We start from the raw sequence: 17,838 nt of genomic DNA on the forward strand, positions 1-17,838 counted from the left end.
TTAATAAATACAGAAGGTTTGAACAAAGGTGGCATGCTCATCTCATCCATGGCATATAGATTGGGTAACGAAGGATTTAGACCATGGATCAGTCCCATGAGAAGGATCATGGTGAACATATGCCGAAAGGAGGACGCCACCTTTGTTGAATCAACCCTATGGTTTACGGTTCGATATTTATGAGCGCGTTCATTTGTCTGAGGGAGTCCCTGCAATTGAAGAGTTAGAGGAAATTGAGTTATACCCGCGTATTCAAGTCATCGGTCAGGATGATCATGCCACACTGCGAGGCCATCTTCTACTCACAGGTACGTACCGCGGTGAGGATACAGTGGCAGAGGAACTGAAACATTTTATTCCTGTTGAAATCACGGTACCCTTGAATCGAGTAAGATCCATTGAGGACATTTCTATCGAAATCGAAAATTTTGATGTCGACTTGTTAACGAATCGCAGTCTGAACATTACTGGAGTTCTATCCCTTCGAGGTATTGAGGGTTTCCCGGTGGAAGAACCACAAGTGTGGACAGCTGATGAGTTTACGGTTGTACATTCACCAGACCCACAGCAGGGTCAGCGTTCCACAGAGTCAGAGTTAGAACAGGAAAATAATCTGAATACCTTCGCACAAGAATACCTGCTGCAACGTAGTGAAGAGGAAGGATTGATCGAGTCAGGCAATGCCGCGTTGGCCGGTCAGTTCGAGGATAATTCACAGCAAGCGACGGATGAGTCTATTCGCGGCGAAGACGCAGAGCACCCAGAGCTTGTATCCCAGTCATTCACGGAACCTACCTATGCGGAGCAACCGGAAGCCGAGGAAGAAGCATACAGACCAAATGCTGTGGACGAGGCGTATACTTCCTTCATTTTTCAAGGAGAGGAACCGGCTCAGAATGATGTCGCTGATACACCATCACCGGTATCTTCCTTTATGGCTGAAACTGCGGATCGTCTAGCCTCTTATCCTGAGTCAGAACCCTTAGTGCCGCTGGCTGAAGAACCATCGTCTGTTTGGTCCGAGCCTTCTGTGGAGACCTTACATACGAATGCTGGATTAGATCAGCCGACAGTGCAAGAAGAGACACCTAATGTGTGGCATTTTGAATCTGCTCGATCGGCTCCTGAACAGGATAATACCCAAGTTGCCGAGGCTCAGGAGAATTGGCAGGAAGTGTTTGCCCCTTCTGAATTAGAAACGGCAGGAGCAGACCGACCTTTGCAGGAGGCTTCGGATGAGGAAGGGTTCGCTGAAGCAAGTGCAGTGATCCCTGAACCTGTAGCTGAGACGGAAGACAAGCCGGAGCTTAAAGTGGCTTTTGGTAGCAAAAAGGAATCTTCTCTAAGAGAGGAAAATGGGGTGGGCATCTCCTCCTTGTTATCCTCTGGCAGAGCTGTACGTGAGGCAGATACAGATCGAGAAGATGAAGCAGCCACAGATACAGTACCCGTCGAGGCTTACTCGTCTGACGATGGACAATGGAAAAATCTATTCCTTGGTACGATCGTGGAACAGACTCCATTCCGTAAAGTGAAATTATGCATTGTTCAGCGAGAAGAGACACTGGATACGATTGCGGATCGGTATCAGTTAAGCACACGGGAGCTTCAGCTCTACAATCGTTTATCTGAACAGGTTGTTGAAGAAGGACAGATCTTATATATACCGTAATTGAAACTAGTAAGTTAACTTAACCCGTTATCCCCAGGGATGGCGGGTTTTTGCTGCTTTTTTTAAAAACGAAACCGTATGCTCCAACGGTCTGGTTGTTCGTAAGGATATGCTGCAAATCTAGAAACGAACTAACGAAGTTAAGAATGTGAGCCATGTAAGGCTCCCAGGTGGCAGTGGAACAATTCTCCTAATCCCTTCGTATTATAGCTGAACTCCTATATTGGACGTCGGTTATGTCACCTGGTGTGCTGTGTATTCATCGTTTATAATCTCAAGCAGACTTTCTTGATGACGTCTTAAGTGCTAAGTGTGAGCGTGCTTGCCTTATTCCGCTGTTGCCAGGTTGACTATCGCGCATGGTCAGGGTATGATGTGTTTAGGTTTTTTTGAAGAATAACTTGGATCGGGAGTAGTAGACAGGATGACCTTTCAGAGAGTGGGATTGTATCGCTGAGAAATTCCGCAGGAACCAACTGTTCGAAGTCGCCCGGGAGTTGCCTATTTGAATTCACGAAATGATCTGATGGATGATTTCATTGTGAGGTAGGATAGGCCGGTAGCAGCCGTTATCTGCTTGAAGTGTCACGTGTACCCGTAAGGGAGATCTGTATCTATTGGTCTGCGTGAAACAAAGGTGGTACCGCGAAAGCTAACCTTTCGTCCTTTGATGGATGAAAGGTTTTTTTGTTTTTTGGCGATGATGATTAAGTAACGGAGGAATGACACATGTCTGAACAAAAAAATTCAGCTACACCTGAAATGCCAACAACCTATGATCCAAAAGCTGCCGAGCAGAAATGGTACTCCTTTTGGACGGAGCGTGGATATTTCAAGGCAGGACAACGTAAGGACGCTGAGCCTTTCACAATTGTAATCCCGCCACCTAACGTAACAGGAATGCTGCATATTGGGCACGCACTTGATTTTACACTACAGGATATTCTGATTCGTACGAAACGGATGCAAGGTTATGATGCGCTATGGTTGCCAGGTTCAGACCATGCCGGTATCGCTACACAAACCAAGGTTGAGCAGAAACTACGTGAAGAAGGTCTAACTCGTTATGACCTTGGACGCGAGAAGTTTTTGGATAAAGTATGGGACTGGAAAGATCAGTATGCCACAACCATTCGTCAGCAATGGGGTAAAATGGGGCTTTCTCTCGATTATTCCCGTGAGCGTTTTACGCTGGATGAAGGGTTGTCTCAAGCTGTACGTAAAGTCTTTGTTCAATTGTATGAGAAAGGTCTCATATACAGAGGCAAACGTATTATTAACTGGGATCCAGTAAACCGGACGGCCTTGTCCGATATTGAAGTTGAATACAAAGAAGTACAGGGTCACTTGTATCATCTGCGTTATCCACTCAAAGACGGAAGTGGTTACGTTACTGTAGCAACAACACGTCCTGAAACGATGCTTGGCGATACAGCGGTTGCTGTCCATCCGAAGGATGAGCGCTATGCAGATATGGTTGGCAAAATGCTCGTGTTGCCTATTATCGGACGCGAAATTCCGATTGTTGCCGATGATTATGTGGATAAAGAGTTCGGAAGTGGCGCGGTTAAAATTACGCCTGCACATGATCCGAATGACTTTGAAGTAGGTCAGCGTCATAATCTGCCTCAGATCACGGTGATGGATGAGACCGGTACGATGAATGAAGAGGCTGGCAAATATCAAGGACTTGATCGCAGTGACTGCCGTAAGCAGATCGTAGCCGATCTGAAGGAACTCGGTGTACTGATTAACATTGAGGATCATACACACCAAGTTGGACATAGTGAACGGACTGGAGCTGTAGTTGAGCCATATTTGTCCACACAATGGTTCGTAGAGATGAAACCTCTTGCAGAAAGAGCTATTCAGAAGCAAAAAGGTGGAGATGGCGTAAACTTCGTCCCAGACCGCTTTGAGAAAACATATCTGAACTGGATCGAAAATGTTCGCGATTGGTGTATTTCCCGTCAGTTGTGGTGGGGACATCGTATCCCTGCATGGTATGACGAAGAGACAGGTGAAATCATCGTATCCGCAGAAGATCCAACAATCTTGCCTGAAAACGCGGGACGTAAACTTAGACAAGATGAGGATGTATTGGATACATGGTTCAGTTCTGCCCTATGGCCGTTCTCCACACTCGGATGGCCGGAAGACACAGAAGATCTGCAACGTTATTACCCAACAAGTGTACTTGTAACGGGGTATGACATTATCTACTTCTGGGTATCACGTATGATCTTTACGGCATTGGAATTCACGGATGAAATTCCGTTTAAGGATGTTCTGATGCACGGTCTTGTTCGTGATGCAGATGGACGCAAAATGTCCAAATCACTGGGCAACGGTGTAGATCCGCTTGATGTTATCGAGAAATATGGCGCGGATGCGATGCGTTACATGATCTCAACGAGCAGCACACCGGGTCAGGATTTACGTTTCCGCTGGGAACGTGTAGAGCAGGCGCGTAACTTTGCGAACAAAATCTGGAACGCTTCTCGTTTCGCTCTGATGAATCTGGAAGGCTTCACGTTCGAAGATCGCGACATCTCTGGAGAGCTTGGAACAGCAGACTATTGGATTTTGCACCGTCTGAACGAAACTTCCCGAGATATTACGCGTCTAATCGAAGCATACGAATTTGGGGAAACAGGCCGTTTGCTGTATAACTTCATCTGGGATGATCTCTGTGACTGGTATATTGAGTTTGCCAAACTGTCATTCTACGGCGAAGATCCTGTGGCGAAGAAAAAGACACAGTCCGTACTGGCTTATGTGCTCGACCAGACCATGCGCTTGATTCATCCGTTTATGCCATATATCTCCGAGGAAATTTGGCAGCATCTACCGCATGAAGGCGAGACCATTACACTGGCTGCTTGGCCGGTATATGATCCAGCATTGGAGAACCCGGAAGCCGTTGCAGAGATGAATCTGTTGATGGACACAATCCGTGCCGTTCGTAACATTCGCGCTGAAGTGAACGTGCCAATGAGTAAGAAGATTGAGTTGATGGTGAAAGCGAACAGCCCAGAGGCGTATAGCATCATTGAGCGCAATAGCCATTACATCCAACGATTCTGTAATACGTCTGAGTTCGACAGCGGACTTGATCTCAATTCACCCGATAAAGCAATGACTGCTGTCATTACAGGGGCTGAGCTGTATTTGCCACTGGCAGGACTTATTGATATTGAGCAGGAAGTGGCTCGCCTGGAGAAAGAGTTGCAGAACCTTGAAGGCGAAGTACTCCGTGTAGAGAAAAAGCTGGCAAACGAAGGCTTTGTTGCTAAGGCTCCGGCCAAAGTTATTGAAGAAGAACGTGCCAAACAAGCGGATTATTCGGATAAACGGGATAAAGTCATTGCCCGGATCAAGGAACTGAAAGGTTAAGAATAACTGGGTCGGGTGGAGATGAATGACGCCATCCGGCCGCTTTTTTCAATCAAACTCATGACCGAAGGTGAAGCAGATGACTGAACTTAATGAGACAGGTGTGAATACGCCTTTACGAACGTATAATGAGGCTGTGGACTGGATTAATGGCCTTATTCCTTTTGGGATCAGACCGGGACTGGAACGAATCATAGAACTGATGTCCCGGCTCGGTAATCCACATCAACGTCTTAAATTTATTCATGTCGCGGGAACGAACGGCAAAGGTTCGACTTGCGCTTTTTTGACGTCAGTTCTTCTTCAGGCGGGATATGATGTTGGCACATTTACATCTCCGTATATTACGAAGTTTACGAACCGTTTCCAGTATAACGGGGAAGATATTCCTGAAGAGACGTTGTTGAAATTGTCTAATCGATTACATCCTTTGGTACATGATATGGCAGCTACCGAGCTTGGTTCACCTACGATGTTTGAGGTGTCGACGGCACTTGCCCTCCTTTATTACGCTGAAGAGTGTTACCCCGATGTTGTGGTATGGGAAACCGGGCTGGGGGGAAGGATGGACGTAACGAACATTGTTACACCTGTCGTATCGATTATCACTAACATTGGTATGGATCATACGGATGTACTCGGCGATACCATTGAATTGATTGCAAGCGAGAAGGCGGGGATCATTAAACCGGGTGTGCCGGTCGTTACTCTTGCAACTCAACCTGAAGCAGTGAGGGTTATTGAAGAGACGGCAGAGCGACTCCGATCAACCATGTACTTGGCTGGTAGACAGTTTACTTATCATAGGCTGGATAGCGACGTGAAGGGTCAATCTTTCCATTTTACAGGACCTTTCCGTGAGCTTGACGTACGTATCTGTATGCAAGGTGTCCATCAATGTGACAATGCAGCGGGTGCGCTTATGGTACTTGAATTGCTACGCCAGTACATGGCATTTATGTTGGATGAAGAAGATATTCTACTTGGAATGGAGCATGCCTTCTGGGCAGGACGGTTCGAGAAAGTCATCGATGAACCTCGAATTGTTCTGGACGGAGCACATAATCCTGAAGGTGCCGAATCACTAGCCAAGAGCATTATCGACGTATATCCCCACAACAAGTTAAATTTGATGATGGGTATGCTGGCGAATAAGCATCACGAAGCGTATTTGCAGCATATACTGCCACTAGTGGATACGCTGATCCTGACTGAACCAGACTTCCGCCGCAAAATGGATGCAGCCGATCTGCTGCAGATCGTCGAACGGGTACGTCCTGCCATTGCGAAGCCGGAGCTGGAAATCATCGTCGAGCCTGAATGGGCGAAGGCACTTGATTTATTAAAGTCACGGACGGAAGCGGAGGATCTGGGGGTAGTGTCTGGTACACTGTATTTAATTGCAGATGTGCGAGCATCCCTTTTGCATCAAACCGATTCTGAAAAAGGTTGGTGAAAGTTTTGTTAAATACATCGGAACACGTTCATTTTATAGGAATTGGCGGATATGGTATGAGTGCCATCGCCAGAGTTATGCTTGAGATGGGATACACCGTTACCGGATCGGATGTCGCTTCACAGGAGTTGACCGAGAAGTTGGCAGCCAAAGGAGCGAAAATATATATCGGACATACGGCAGAGCACGTCAACGGAGCAGACTTGGTTGTTTATTCAACGGCAGCTCCGGCGGACAATGTGGAACGGGTTGCGGCAGAGCAGCTCAATATCCCAATTTTGCACAGAGCTCAGATGCTTGCGCGTTTGTTGAACGAGCGTAAGGGAGTAGCTGTTGCTGGGGCGCACGGTAAAACAACAACCTCGTCCATGATTGCCCTTGTTATGGAAAAATGCGATACAGACCCAACGTATATTATCGGTGGGGAGATCATGAATGTGGGCACCAATGCGAAGGCTGGTCAAGGCGACTGGGTCGTTGCTGAAGCCGACGAGAGTGATGGTTCATTTTTGCAATATCATCCTTGGCTCGGTATTGTGACGAACATTGAAGCTGACCATTTGGAAAACTACAACAGCGACTTTGAGGAACTCAAAAAAGCGTATGTACAGTTTCTAAGTCAGATTCGTCCAGAAGGCACGGCGATTGTATGTGCTGACGATGAGAATGTGCAAGCCATTCTTCCGGCATTGAAGTCACGTGTGACCACGTATGGTATCGATCATGCTGCGGATTATACAGCAACAGATATTGTACTGGGCGATCGCCGCATTTCATTCACGATGAATCACCAGGGTGCTGCGATGGGAACCGTCGAACTGTCTGTACCGGGTAAACATAACGTTTATAATGCGATGGCTACTGTCATTACTTGTCTGGAAGCAGGTATTCCATTCGAGCAAATTACGGCTGCGATTATTCAGTTTCATGGAGCCAAACGCAGATTCCAGGTGCTGGGTGAAGCCCGTGATATGTTGATTATCGACGATTATGCCCACCATCCAACGGAAATCGAAGCGACCATTAGTGCAGCCAAAGCGACAGGAAAACGGATTATTGCCGTGTTCCAGCCGCAGCGTTACACACGGACGTTCTTCTTGCTGGATGCGTTCAGTCGTGCTTTTGCCGAAGCAGATGAGGTGCTGATCACGGATATTTACTCACCTGCTGGTGAAAAAGAAATCGAAGGTGTTCATTCTGCGAAATTGGTAGAATTGATTGTTCAGAACAGCAATGCTTCTGCGCGATATCTTCCAACGAAGGAAGATGTTGTGGCTGATCTGCAGCACCGTTTACAGCCAGGAGATCTTGTACTTACAATGGGTGCAGGGGATATTTGGAAGGTTGGCGACACGTTGGCCAAATCTTTGAAGTAACTCCTGTGTAATATAATTAAGTCATCAACAACATATGTGTTCAGAGCCGTCTGTCTTCTTCGTGAAGCAGGCGGTTTTTGCATTTAAAGTGCGTGTCAAAAAGGTCGGTTTTCAGTACCGAGAAGATGGGATGAAGATAGAAATGGAGTAGCGGAGCGTAGGCAAAACTACGTGAGCAACTACATGTTTCCGAAGGAAACAAGCTTCGTAAGCCTCCACTTATTTCGGCTGAATCCCATATTCGATGCTGATCTGCAGCTCGCGCATCTTTCGTAATCAAAAATGGAATTTTTGAACAACCTTTTAAAAGGTTCTATTCTACCCGTTCACTGCATATAGCTGTAATACATGCTTGTTCAAAAAGACCGGTTTCAGTATTCGGAAAGGTAAGATGATCCTTTTTGAGCAACCTCTATTATGGGACAAAGGAGAGGGTTCGGGGTGAGTAATGCTAGAATGACGTTTCGTTTTGGGGATAAGGAGTCGGACAAGCCTGTAAACAAGGGACAGTCAATGATAGGGGAACCTATTGTGTTAAAAGAGGAGATTTCACGGAACCAAGAGCCTTTGCATATAGCGAAAACACCAGCATGGGAACCAGAAGATATCCCGGTAGATTGGGGGGAGACGGTTCTAACTAGCGTAAACCCACCCGAGCCTGATTCTGATTTTCGTTCCATTTCCAAAAGAGGACAAGATCACAAGCCTGTGGCTACAGAGTCTCCTTATGGGTATTCAGAACCATATGATTACTTGCCTGAAGATGACCAAGCAACTGCAAGGAACAACCCGGAATACACAGACCATGATTGGTTAGCAAGCCATGATCAGTATTCGTACAAGCGCAATCGTCCTCCAAGAGGTTGGAAAATGATTGGGTCAGTGACAGGTGCTCTAGTAACCGGGGCACTTTTCGGAATAGTGATCCTTTCCTTTTTTAATAAAGATGGCACGGACTCCATTGTGAACTTACCAGGGAATCAGACGGTGTCTACCGTGGCGGAGCAAGAAGTAACAACGGGGGCAGGAGATGTAAATCAGGCGGCAATGACCGGGGGCAGTTACTATGCTCTGCAATATGGCGTCTTCAGTTCACCTGAACGTGCGGAACAAGCCAAGCTTGAATTGGCTCAGGTGGGGATAGCTGCAGGTACTGATCCAGAGGATGGAAATCGGGTGTATGCAGGTATCTCTGCAGATCGGGAAGAAGCCAAATTGCTAAGCACAAGATTGAAGGCTGAGGGCGTTGAATTGTATGTCAAAGAAATCGCAGTACCTGCTATTAATTTATCTGCATGGGGCGGATTAGAAAAGGATGTGGAGAATCTATTTGCGAGCAGCTCTGCGCTGGTAGATCAGTTATCTAATCTATCGATCAGTCAACTTGGACAAACCACACCTCAGGCCGTTTCTGCTGAAGCAATGACTGTATTGGAGAACCAGCATCAATCGTGGTTGAGTGGGATCAACAGCTTGGCTCAAGGGCTTAATCAAGAGGCAAGTGCGATCGTTGCTAACATGGAGAAGTCAATGCACAATGCAATTACGGCTGTAACTGAATATAATAAAAATCCGGCTGATGTGCACATGTGGACGGTTCAGGCTAACTTGATGGAATATGTTTTGGAACAGAAGCAGTGGATTGAGATGATGAAACAATAAATTTTCTTCTTATAACAGTCGCTTGGAATCCCTGTCCGGCAAGGAACTGGAAATAGTTCCCCTTGCCGGATTTGTGTTTGTATTGACGTACAAAACCCCGTATAATAATGTGGGTGTCAAAAAATGGCGAGGGAAGATAACCGATGAAAAAAAACTTCGGCATGTTAATATTGTTCCTATTGCTCGGCTGGTTAGCTGGAGCTTGGATCGCCAAGGCACTACAGCCCGTTAAGGCTGTAGCTTTTCTTACTAAAGCCACGACCATCCGTTGGTCGCCTCAGGCTGATCTAGATATTTTTAGTTATGACATTTCACTTCAATTTCAAATGAGCCTCCTAAGTCTGTTTGGCATTATTTTTGCCGTGTGGTTGTACCGCAGACTGTAGGAGAATGACGGATTATGACGAAAAAAATAGACCAACGACATCAATTTTTGTGATACGAGGAGCAGATGTCGCTGTAGCATAAGGAGCCATTTATTGTGGAAAATGTACAACAGCGCCCTATAATTCTTGCCTCCACTTCGCCGCGGCGCAAAGAGCTGATCGCTTCACTTCATTTAGCTTTTGAAGTAATACCAAGTCATGCAGATGAAGATACGCCAGTAGAATGGACTCCTGAACAGACGGTTCAGGAACTCGCTATGCGCAAAGCACTCGCAGTTTTTCGGGATCTTGACGGTCGTGGATCGGATGCAGTCATTGTGGGTAGCGACACCATTGTGGTTCTGGATGGCGAGATTTTAGGGAAACCCGTAGATGAACAGGATGCTGAGCGTATGCTGACCAAACTTCAGGGGCGCACACATCGTGTGTTTACAGGGATAGCTTGTATTGATGCAGGTAATGGGCAATCTGTGGTGAATTACCGACAGACAGATGTGACCATGAAGGAATTGTCTGATGCGACCATTCGTGGGTACGTTCAGACAGGTGAACCGATGGATAAGGCCGGTTCATATGCGATTCAGGGTATTGGTGCTTCACTAGTAGACCGCATTGAAGGATGTTACTTTAATGTGGTAGGCTTGTCTTTACCTTTGCTAAGTGACATGTTAGATGGATTCGGAATCCATGTACTGCCAAGAGCATAAATTTTGGGGATTGACGATGTGAAAAGAGGGAACCTATGGAGTCGGCTCAGTATATGATGCGCGACATCCCCCAAGAAGAACGCCCGAGAGAACGCTTGATGGAATATGGGGCGGGCGCATTAAGCCATGCAGAGCTGCTGGCTATTTTACTTCGCACAGGTACGAAGAATGAATCAGCAGTGCATCTGGCACAGCGGATTATAACTGACGCAGGCGGAATCCGCTCGTTAATGGATCAAAGTCTCGAAGAGCTAACGGCCATGAAGGGCATCGGAAAAGCGAAGGCTGTGCAACTGAAAGCGAGTATTGAGCTTGGACATCGCATTGCCAAGAGCAAGTTGACGCAATCGCCTTCCATCCGGACACCACGAGATGCGGCAGATATTCTGGTTGAACAGATGCGTTATTTGCAAAAAGAACATTTTGTTTGCCTTTTTTTGAATAGCAAAAATCATATTATTGCCCAGGAAACACTCTCCATGGGTAGCCTTAATGCTTCGATTGTCCATCCACGTGAAGTATTTCGGGCTGCCATCAAATGTAGTAGCGCCTCTATTGTCTGTGCGCACAACCATCCTAGCGGTGATCCAACGCCAAGCCCGGAGGATATCCAAATCACCAAGAGACTGATTGAAGCCGGTAGCATTGTAGGTATAGACGTGCTAGATCACCTTATTATCGGAGATGGAACATACGTAAGTTTGAAGGAGAAGGGCTTAGTATAATATAATGGTTGGCGTTGATGTTTTCCTATGAATGATGACGGCGTTGTCCGTAGAAGATAGGTTCACTTTACTGATGCAACTAAACAATGGATACAACAAAAAAATGAATGCAAATATTAGCTCCGCGATTGCGGTATGAATGCAAATGAAACGCTCTAGCTTTCAAGCTGGAGCGGCTATATGAGGCAGAAAAGGAGATTACGTTATGTTTGGTGGTTTTACGAAAGATTTAGGGATTGATTTGGGGACAGCAAATACATTGGTTTATGTACGTGGAAAAGGAATCGTGGTGCGGGAACCTTCCGTAGTTGCTCTGCGCACAGATACTAAAAGCATTGAAGCTGTAGGTGAATCTGCTAAAAAAATGATTGGTCGTACACCGGGCAACATCCGTGCCATTCGTCCAATGAAAGACGGCGTTATTGCTGATTTCGATACAACAGCAACGATGATTAAATATTTCATTCGTCAGGCACAAAAACAACGTTCGATGTTTCAGCGTCATCCCAATGTAATGGTATGTGTACCTTCCGGGATTACAGCCGTTGAACAACGTGCTGTAGAAGATGCAACCAAACAAGCTGGAGCTCGTGAAGCATACACCATTGAAGAGCCTTTTGCTGCAGCAATTGGTGCAGATCTTCCAGTTTGGGAACCAACAGGCAGCATGGTTGTAGATATCGGTGGCGGTACGACGGAAGTAGCCGTTATTTCTCTTGGCGGGATTGTAACAAGCCGTTCGGTACGTGTGGCAGGTGACGAGATGGATGAATCCGTTATCCAGTACATTAAACGTCAATACAACCTGATGATTGGTGAGCGTACATCCGAACAACTGAAAATGGATATCGGTTCAGCTATGCCGCTTGAGCAAGTGGAGACTATGGAAATTCGCGGCCGTGATCTTGTTACGGGGCTGCCAAAAACAATTACCATCACATCCGACGAAATTAGTGAAGCACTGGCAGATACGGTAAATGCAATCGTTGACGCAGTTAAAGTGACACTGGAGAAGTGTCCACCTGAGCTTGCTGCGGATATTATGGATCGCGGAATCGTTCTGACAGGCGGCGGCGCTTTGCTGCGTAACTTGGACAAGCTGCTTGCAGGTGAGACTGGCATGCCGGTTATTGTAGCGGAGAACCCACTTGATTGCGTAGCAATCGGGACAGGAAAAGCTCTTGAGAACATCCATTTATTCAAAAGCAGAAGCAGTTCAGCAGTTCGTTCTAAACGATAATTATATTCGAATTGTCTATTGAGGTATTCTGTTGTAGATGGATTACCTTCAAGAGACATTAGGGAGTTTTCAGAAACGACCTAGCCAATGAAGAGGGTCGGTACAGCCGAAAGAGCTATTACCCGCTGCCCGGGGAGGCCTGTGAATATTCTCGACGGGACTATGATCTGACAGTCTCCCCACCGGGCATGGCTCGGAAGAGAATAATGGATGTTAGAGGGTGTTGGAACTGTTTAAGCTGCTGGGCAACAAAAGACTTTTTGTTTTGCTGGTGGGCCTTGTTACATTTATCGCGTTGATGGGCTTTACGCTCGGACCGCGAACCGCTCTATCCTGGCCGGAGAAATTCCTGAAGGATTCAGTCGGATTTGTACAATACGTATTTTACAAGCCCGCTTCTTATGTAGCGGGCTTTTTCAAAGATGTAGCGAACATGCGTGCGGTATATTCAGAGAATGAAGAACTGCGGATCGCACTGGGGCACTACACCCGAGATCGATTGAAGTATAATGATATGGAGCAAGTGAACAAGCAATTACAAGAAGCACTTAATTTTACAGATGAACAGAAGAACCGGTATAACTACGGGTCACGTATTGCACAAGTTATTAGTGCCAATTCTGATCCAAACAGCAGAACGATTAACATCGACATTGGTGAAAATGCGGGTATCCAGCCGGGTATGGCGGTAACTTCACAGCAGGGACTTGTTGGTGTAGTCAGTCATGTCAGCTCATACACTTCAACCGTTAATTTGTTGACTTCAATGGATGCGAATGATCCCAATTCGAATGCTATTGCGGCTACAGCCGTTGGCAAAGAGAAAGTGTTTGGTATGATCGAGAGTTATGATCCGAAGACAGGCATGCTGAAAATGACCAAGATCGCCGAAGATTCGAATATCAAAAAAGGCGACGAGATTATTTCTTCAGGCATCATCAATAACTTTCCGAAGTACATGCGCATTGGCGAGGTCAAAAGTGTTGAGAAGAGCGAGTTCGGTTTAACAAGTACGGCGACCATTGAACCTTATGCGAGTTTTCTAGATTGGAAAGAGCTTATCGTAATCATTCCACCTGAGGTGAAGGAATAGTGGTTACGCGGAAGCAAGTCTTGATTCTGTTGTTGTTCGTGCTGTTCATTGCGGAAGGAACGATACTTCCCCTGCTGATTCCTGAGGCATGGCAGATGCGGATTTCTGCTAATCTCGTGTATATTGTGATTCTCTTTTTCGCAGTCTATCATCATCGACATACAGCGTTAGTGCTCGGTATACTGTTTGGATTGCTCCATGATGTGGTATTCTATGGTGAAATGATCGGACCTTACGGATTCTCCATGGGGTTGTCTGCTTATATGATCGGACTCATTTTTCAAGCTCCACGAGCACCGCTGCCCATCATGGTTACGGTTGTCTTTTTAGGGAGTTTGCTCAATGACACGGTACTATTTTTCCTATATAAGCTTTTCCGTCTGAACCATGTGACATTTGACTGGGCATTGTTTGAATATATGATTCCTAATTTATTTATTCATTTTGTTTTCACATTGATCATTTATGTTCCATTGCGCAAGCAATTGGAGCGGATTACGAAGAGACAGAAAAAGTCACAAGAAGCATCCTAAACCATTTGTGAGACGAGAAGCAGGAACTTAGGGACTCCGGCACGAAATGTAATGAGATGGGAGGGACAGGCTTATGACGGTAAAATCGAATCACGTAACGATTAAAGGCATCCGAGACGGCTTGGTTTTCCTGTTGGACGATCAATGTGAATTCGAGGAATTGCTCTATGAGCTCCGCTATAAGCTGGAACACAGCCATCAAAATATTTTGACCGGGCCGATCGTTCATGTGGATATTAAGTTAGGCAGTCGCGAGGTCACGGAGAATCAGAAAGAAGCGATTCTGGATATATTGAAGCAAAAAGGTAATTTGCTCATTCGTTCCATTGATTCACCAGCCCTTAAACCTGAGGTTAAAGGGCCACCGCCGATTATGACGATGTGTGGTATGGTGCGTTCAGGTCAGGTGCTTCATCATGATGGAAATCTCTTGTTCCTTGGAGATATCAACCCGGGCGGTACAGTAACGTGTACCGGGGATATATATGTAATGGGTTCACTCAGAGGCATGGCTCACGCAGGCATCAGTGGGGACGAAACAGCGATTATCGCGGCGTCGGTCTTTGCACCGACTCAGCTACGTATTGCGGATATTATCAGTCGTCCACCTGATGAATGGGAGAGCCGAGAGGCTGGGATGGAATTTGCTTATTTGCAGGACAATCAGATGCAGATCGACAAGATGAGCAATATCGTTCGGTTGCGCCGAGATTTTAATGTGTTTAAAGGAGTGTAGCTCATGGGAGAGGCAATCGTGATCACTTCGGGTAAGGGCGGCGTAGGTAAAACCACCACCTCAGCAAATATCGGGACTGCGCTGGCATTGCTCGGAAAAAAAGTTTGTCTAGTAGATACAGATATCGGTCTTCGAAATCTTGATGTCGTAATGGGACTCGAAAATCGGATCATTTATGATCTATGTGATGTGGCAGATGGCCGCTGCCGTCTGAATCAAGCTTTAGTTAAAGATAAGCGTTTCGAAGAATTATATATGCTGCCTGCAGCACAAACGAGAGATAAGAACTCCGTATCACCAGAACAGGTGAAGGATATTATTTTGGAGCTAAAAAAAGATTTTGAGTACGTTATTATTGACTGTCCCGCTGGGATTGAGCAGGGATTCAAGAACGCAGTTGCAGGTGCAGACCAAGCGATCGTAGTAACTACACCTGAGAACGCTGCTGTGCGTGATGCGGATCGTGTAATCGGCTTGCTGGAGAGCTCGCATATCCAATCTCCGAAGCTCGTTGTGAACCGGATTCGTAACAACATGGTGAAGTCGGGCGATATGCTCGATATTGACGGTATACTGCAGGTGCTTAACATTGATCTAATCGGCATTGTCCCTGATGATGAGCTGGTTATCAAAGCCGCGAATTCTGGAGAACCTACGGTCATGAATCCAGATTCGAATGCAGCGATTGCGTACCGCAATATTGCTCGTCGTATTCTGGGGGACACAGTTCCTTTGATGCAGCTAGAGCAGAAAAAAGGCGCGTTCACACGCTTCAAAAAATTCTTTGGTATGGGTTAATGACGACCCTATGATGAGATAGCTATTACATAAAGCCGGGCAATCAGCCCGGTTTTTTTGCGTTTTCTTCAGCGATTTTTCAGACACGACCTAGTTATAGAATGTCTTCTGCAATAACCTAGGGCTTGTTCATATTATGAGTGGAACCTTCATAGGATGTAGTAAGAGAATTGTGATGCTTATCCAAGTGAATATCTTAAACAAGCCTCGGCGGGAGGATATATTATGAATGCGAAACTCAGAATCAAGCAGAGAAGAGAAGAGCGCATCCGGCGTTTACTGAATGATGCAACGAGGGAGATTATTCAAGAGCGGGAAGTCAATTCGAGGACAGATGCGAATGTATGGAGGAAACAGCCGAACGAGCCGGTTGCAGATCGTCAGAATGGATTTTTCAATGCGAAGAATTCGGTAGCGGAGCAAGAGCGAGATCCGGAGATTTTGTGGAAAAAAGAGAACGGCTACTATGGGTCAGATCATCCGGTTCGTTTTAATCTAGTGAAATCGTTTGTGCGTCGTACGGTGATTAGTGTTGTTATTTTTGGTGCAGTATGGGGCTTGTTTCAGTTGAACAACACATGGAGTGTCTCACCCAAAACAGTGATCACGGACGCTCTTCATCGAGATATGGACTTTGCCTCCATGGCCGCATGGTATAATCAGAACTTTGGCGGTCCGCCATCCTTTCTACCTGTGTTAGGACATACAACAGATGCTGTCAATGGCTCAGGTATTCGTTCACTATTGGCCAAACCGATCTCGGGAACCATTGTTCAGCCTTTTGCCTTGAGCATGAAGGGTGTGGAAATCGTGCCGGAAGCTGCTGGTTCAAGCCTCGTACAAGTAGCCAGCTCGGATGCTGGACGCGTGCTTCAGGTTCTGGGGGAAGCGGAAAGTGGCATAACGGTTGTGATTCAGCATACGGGCAATGTGACTGCTATATATGGACGATTACATGAGAGCGAAGTTGAAGTGAACGATTGGGTAGAGGTAGGGTCTCCTGTGGGGAACCTACAATCAAGTAATGATGGACAACCCGCTACATTGTATTTTGCTGTTAAAGAGGGCGAACAGTATGTAGATCCCGCTGAAGTGGTTGCCCTTGATTAGATTATGGGGTGTCCGTGTTTCCATGCATCCATTCTTTGTTATCATCATGCTGGCTTCGCTTGTAACCGGTCATTTTATTGAGCTCATCACATTATTTGCCATTGTGTTTATCCATGAGTGTGGACATGCGGCAGCGGCAGCTCTTCTGGGTTGCCGTGTTGTATCTATTCAGATGCTCCCTTTTGGCGGGGTAGCGGTAATTGAGGATGGGGGCAAACTTACGGCTTGGCGAGAGATTGTGATTGCGCTCGCCGGACCCATGCAGAACATATTGATGGTGGGCGTGGTATTGCTATTGCAGTACATGCATGTTGGAGATCCAATCTTTTTGTCCTACATTATCCAAGGGAACTTGCTTATTGCTTTATTCAACCTGCTGCCGATCTTGCCACTTGATGGTGGGAAAATTGTACAGGCACTAGTCAGCCTGGTCGCTCCTTATTATACAACCCTCATGTGGACGTACAGAATAAGTATTCTCGTCAGTATAGGGGTGATTGTATATGCTGTAGGGCGCTGGATTGCTGGCGATTACGGACTCCCCTTAAATATCCTGTTAGTGGGGCTGTTTCTGTTCTACTCCAATGTTACTGATTACCGGAATATTCCATATCGATTTATCCGCTTCTTAATGAATAGAGAAGCGGCTTTTGTCCATCATGCGGCTATAGGTAGTTTGGCGCAGCCGATAATCTCATTTCCCGCGAAACCTTTGGACACCATTTTGCGTCTATTAAAGAGAGAGAGATACCATATGGTATATGTGATGAATCGACAGGGGCGAATTTTAGCTGTGTTGCCTGAGCAACGGATTATCAGTTCCTATTTCAAACAAAATGCTGATAAGTCATAAGTTGCTGGTGAACCTGCTCTTCATTGGGGTAATGAATATACATATGGGTATTGCAATGATATAGAAATGGATGTGGATGATGTGAATTGTCTTCT

Annotated in this window: 15 protein-coding genes and 1 other annotated feature; all 15 genes read left to right on the forward strand. The window is 46.1% G+C overall.

Annotation, left to right across the window (positions count from 1 at the left end):
* Positions 1 to 142 precede the first annotated feature (142 nt).
* The 15 genes from M3636_RS23555 (at position 143) to M3636_RS23625 (ending at position 17,743) form a co-directional block, all read left to right on the forward strand.
* Positions 143 to 1,672, forward strand: a complete 1,530-nt coding sequence (locus M3636_RS23555; RefSeq protein ID WP_251384226.1) for a LysM peptidoglycan-binding domain-containing protein — start codon at positions 143 to 145, stop codon at positions 1,670 to 1,672.
* A 393-nt stretch (positions 1,673 to 2,065) separates the two neighbouring features.
* Positions 2,066 to 2,343, forward strand: a binding site (T-box leader).
* A gap of 58 nt (positions 2,344 to 2,401) precedes the next feature.
* Positions 2,402 to 5,068, forward strand: coding sequence for a valine--tRNA ligase (locus tag M3636_RS23560; protein WP_251384227.1), 2,667 nt, complete (start codon positions 2,402 to 2,404; stop codon positions 5,066 to 5,068).
* Between the two features lie 79 nt (positions 5,069 to 5,147).
* On the forward strand, positions 5,148 to 6,524 hold the full coding sequence (locus M3636_RS23565; RefSeq protein WP_251384228.1) for a bifunctional folylpolyglutamate synthase/dihydrofolate synthase: 1,377 nt from the start codon (positions 5,148 to 5,150) through the stop codon (positions 6,522 to 6,524).
* Positions 6,525 to 6,580: 56 nt separating this feature from the next.
* Positions 6,581 to 7,900 (forward strand): UDP-N-acetylmuramate--L-alanine ligase, encoded by a 1,320-nt coding sequence (murC, locus tag M3636_RS23570; RefSeq protein WP_251384244.1) that lies wholly within the window; start codon positions 6,581 to 6,583, stop codon positions 7,898 to 7,900.
* Positions 7,901 to 8,341: 441 nt separating this feature from the next.
* The gene (locus tag M3636_RS29830; RefSeq protein WP_251384229.1) at positions 8,342 to 9,562 is read left to right on the forward strand and encodes an SPOR domain-containing protein; all 1,221 of its coding nucleotides are present in this window, start codon (positions 8,342 to 8,344) and stop codon (positions 9,560 to 9,562) included.
* Between the two features lie 143 nt (positions 9,563 to 9,705).
* The gene (locus tag M3636_RS23580) at positions 9,706 to 9,948 is read left to right on the forward strand and encodes a DUF4321 domain-containing protein (RefSeq protein ID WP_056697981.1); all 243 of its coding nucleotides are present in this window, start codon (positions 9,706 to 9,708) and stop codon (positions 9,946 to 9,948) included.
* A gap of 95 nt (positions 9,949 to 10,043) precedes the next feature.
* Positions 10,044 to 10,655 carry a Maf family protein gene (locus tag M3636_RS23585; RefSeq protein ID WP_251384230.1) on the forward strand — a complete coding sequence of 204 codons (612 nt, stop codon included), beginning with the start codon at positions 10,044 to 10,046 and terminating at the stop codon, positions 10,653 to 10,655.
* 35 nt (positions 10,656 to 10,690) lie between these two features.
* Positions 10,691 to 11,380, forward strand: coding sequence for a RadC family protein (radC, locus tag M3636_RS23590; RefSeq protein WP_128103300.1), 690 nt, complete (start codon positions 10,691 to 10,693; stop codon positions 11,378 to 11,380).
* A gap of 205 nt (positions 11,381 to 11,585) precedes the next feature.
* Positions 11,586 to 12,620, forward strand: a complete 1,035-nt coding sequence (locus tag M3636_RS23595; RefSeq protein ID WP_056697973.1) for a rod shape-determining protein — start codon at positions 11,586 to 11,588, stop codon at positions 12,618 to 12,620.
* Between the two features lie 220 nt (positions 12,621 to 12,840).
* The gene (gene mreC / locus M3636_RS23600) at positions 12,841 to 13,713 is read left to right on the forward strand and encodes a rod shape-determining protein MreC (RefSeq protein ID WP_145409200.1); all 873 of its coding nucleotides are present in this window, start codon (positions 12,841 to 12,843) and stop codon (positions 13,711 to 13,713) included.
* Complete coding sequence (gene mreD, locus M3636_RS23605; protein WP_128103298.1) at positions 13,713 to 14,246, forward strand: rod shape-determining protein MreD; 534 nt, start codon at positions 13,713 to 13,715, stop codon at positions 14,244 to 14,246. Before mreC ends, mreD begins: the two co-directional genes overlap by 1 nt.
* Before the next feature lie 73 nt (positions 14,247 to 14,319).
* On the forward strand, positions 14,320 to 14,982 hold the full coding sequence (gene minC / locus M3636_RS23610) for a septum site-determining protein MinC (protein ID WP_128103297.1): 663 nt from the start codon (positions 14,320 to 14,322) through the stop codon (positions 14,980 to 14,982).
* A 3-nt stretch (positions 14,983 to 14,985) separates the two neighbouring features.
* Positions 14,986 to 15,780, forward strand: a complete 795-nt coding sequence (gene minD / locus M3636_RS23615; protein WP_056697960.1) for a septum site-determining protein MinD — start codon at positions 14,986 to 14,988, stop codon at positions 15,778 to 15,780.
* Between the two features lie 225 nt (positions 15,781 to 16,005).
* Positions 16,006 to 16,890 carry a M23 family metallopeptidase gene (locus tag M3636_RS23620; RefSeq protein WP_251384231.1) on the forward strand — a complete coding sequence of 295 codons (885 nt, stop codon included), beginning with the start codon at positions 16,006 to 16,008 and terminating at the stop codon, positions 16,888 to 16,890.
* Complete coding sequence (locus tag M3636_RS23625; protein ID WP_128103295.1) at positions 16,883 to 17,743, forward strand: M50 family metallopeptidase; 861 nt, start codon at positions 16,883 to 16,885, stop codon at positions 17,741 to 17,743. Before M3636_RS23620 ends, M3636_RS23625 begins: the two co-directional genes overlap by 8 nt.
* Positions 17,744 to 17,838 lie beyond the last annotated feature (95 nt).

Origin of the sequence: Paenibacillus sp. MER 99-2 (genome assembly GCF_023714095.1) — a bacterium.
Taxonomy (GTDB): Bacteria; Bacillota; Bacilli; order Paenibacillales; family Paenibacillaceae; genus Paenibacillus.

Coding starts and splice junctions, on each gene's coding strand:
- M3636_RS23560 (WP_251384227.1), top strand. CDS start 2,402: ATGTCTGAACAAAAAAATTCAGCTACACCTGAAATGCCAACAACCTAT.
- M3636_RS23565 (WP_251384228.1), top strand. CDS start 5,148: ATGACTGAACTTAATGAGACAGGTGTGAATACGCCTTTACGAACGTAT.
- murC (WP_251384244.1), top strand. CDS start 6,581: ATGAGTGCCATCGCCAGAGTTATGCTTGAGATGGGATACACCGTTACC.
- M3636_RS23580 (WP_056697981.1), top strand. CDS start 9,706: ATGAAAAAAAACTTCGGCATGTTAATATTGTTCCTATTGCTCGGCTGG.
- radC (WP_128103300.1), top strand. CDS start 10,691: ATGGAGTCGGCTCAGTATATGATGCGCGACATCCCCCAAGAAGAACGC.
- M3636_RS23595 (WP_056697973.1), top strand. CDS start 11,586: ATGTTTGGTGGTTTTACGAAAGATTTAGGGATTGATTTGGGGACAGCA.
- minC (WP_128103297.1), top strand. CDS start 14,320: ATGACGGTAAAATCGAATCACGTAACGATTAAAGGCATCCGAGACGGC.
- minD (WP_056697960.1), top strand. CDS start 14,986: ATGGGAGAGGCAATCGTGATCACTTCGGGTAAGGGCGGCGTAGGTAAA.
- M3636_RS23620 (WP_251384231.1), top strand. CDS start 16,006: ATGAATGCGAAACTCAGAATCAAGCAGAGAAGAGAAGAGCGCATCCGG.